Here is a 1964-nt window from a genome sequence, read left to right as displayed (position 1 = left end):
TTTCTTATTGAAGGCGTGCCCAGCAAGCCGTTAATTGCTAGTTGGTGAAAGTCCAACCTGAGTAAGTGCCAAGACGCTCAGTAACTGACAGGCAACTGGTGGAGAAATCCTAAGGTTGAAGCCCTGTGACAAAGTACTCCTTCGGAGTGCGAGTGAACTAACAGGTTGTAACATAAAGTGAATCCTGCCGTCTCGTCAAGAAAACCCACCAATGTGGCCAAAGAGAAGTTGAGCCTTGCTTCAATGGGCGAAGACCATGGAAGGTGTGAAGACCTTGGAATCAGCAACACCGAAGAATCTCTCGGGGTAAGGGGAGCGACATGTTAGGAAAGTAGTTAATGGAACTGGGGATACCCTCCTCGTCACTTTCTTATGAAAGTAAAGCAGAAGCCTATAAGGTTATCGAAATGGTGGATGGGCGAGAGGGAGTCGGAGGGGGTAATAGTACCTATGATAATAACGAAACATAACGTTATTTAGGAAAGGACCCCTACTTTGTTCAAACGTTTGAAGGAGGTAAGAGTCAGTGAATGTCAAGAAAATGACTAACTACACCAATAATGAAAAAGCTCAAGAACTCTGGATGACGTTATATCTTTGTGCCAAGGAAAATCCAACTCGTAGATTTCATGCTTTATATGACAAAATCTATCGTCCTGATATTCTATGGGAGGCATGGCAACGTGTAAAACGTAAGAAAGGTAGTGGCGGTGTCGATGGACAGACGATTGAACAAATCGTTTTGGATTATGGGGAGAGGAAATTTATGAACGAACTCTACTTAGAATTAAAAGGGAAGCGTTATAATCCTAGTCCTGTCCTTAGAACCTATATTCCGAAGGAAGATGGGAAGAAACGTCCACTAGGAATTCCTACTATAAAAGACAGAGTGGCACAAATGGCAACGAAAATGGTAATAGAACCTATCTTCGAAGCAGATTTTCATGATTGTTCATTTGGTTTTCGTCCCAAACGTAATGCTCACCAAGCAATAGATAAAATACGAAAAGCCAGTAAGAAATGTTTTTGGGTAGTCGACGTCGATATCCAAGGATACTTCGATAATATAAATCAAGTAAAGTTGATAAGATTGCTTGAACAAAGAATAAGTGATAGAAGAGTCCTAAAGCTTATTCGGAAATGGCTAGAGTCAGGAATTATGGAGGAAGGAAACTTAAGAAATCCAATTACTGGCACACCACAGGGTGGTGTAATCTCACCTCTCTTGGCTAATATCTATTTAAATACAATGGATAGACTTTGGGAAAAGAGGTTTAAACATCTAGGTGAACTTATTAGGTACGCAGATGATTTTGTTATCATGTGTAAGACCAAACAACAAGCATTTGAAAGTATCAAAATCATTCAGTCTATAATGGGAAAGTTAGATCTTACGATCAACCGAGACAAATCTAGATTAGTCACACTCTGGAATGATTGTGATGGATTCGATTTTCTAGGTTTCCATCATCGAAAGTTTCCTTACAGAAGAAAAGGTGGAAAAATATTTTTCTATTTGTCACATATACCGAAAAAGAACGCAATGAAAAAGATGCGTGCAAAAATAAAGGCATATACAAAGCCAAGAAATATACTCTATTTGGACATTCGAGAACTCGTAAAAGGACTAAACAGGAAATTACAAGGGTTCAAAAATTACTATCAAATTTCTGGACACTCGAAAATTTGGCTTAGACAAATTGATTGGTATGTGTTAGAACGCCTCACCTTATTTTATAACAAGAAAAGAAACAATCTTAAAAAGCATGGGAACTTGAAGGATGTCAGGAGAGAAGTTGACCATATTTTGGTGAAATTGAGTAGATAGAATCCGTAATGCTAAAGAAAGAAGAACATCGGAAAGCCGTATGAGGGAAAACTTCACGTACGGTTTGATGAGGGGAAACTGAAAGTAAAAGAGATAGCGTAAGCTATCCCTATGAAATCAGTTTTCTACTCTACTA

General features: G+C 38.8%; 1 protein-coding gene. It reads left to right on the top strand.

Annotation, left to right across the window (positions count from 1 at the left end; translation table 11 throughout):
• The first annotated feature begins 526 nt into the window (after positions 1-526).
• A complete protein-coding gene (gene ltrA / locus F7731_RS26210) occupies positions 527-1828 on the top strand; it encodes a group II intron reverse transcriptase/maturase (protein WP_151537687.1) in 1302 nt (433 codons plus the stop codon).
• Positions 1829-1964 lie beyond the last annotated feature (136 nt).

The organism is Cytobacillus depressus, assembly GCF_008923245.1.
Classification (GTDB): Bacteria; Bacillota; Bacilli; order Bacillales; family Cytobacillaceae; genus Cytobacillus; species Cytobacillus depressus.
Note: the sequence above shows the minus strand (reverse complement) of the source record. Positions and strands in the feature narration are given on the sequence as shown.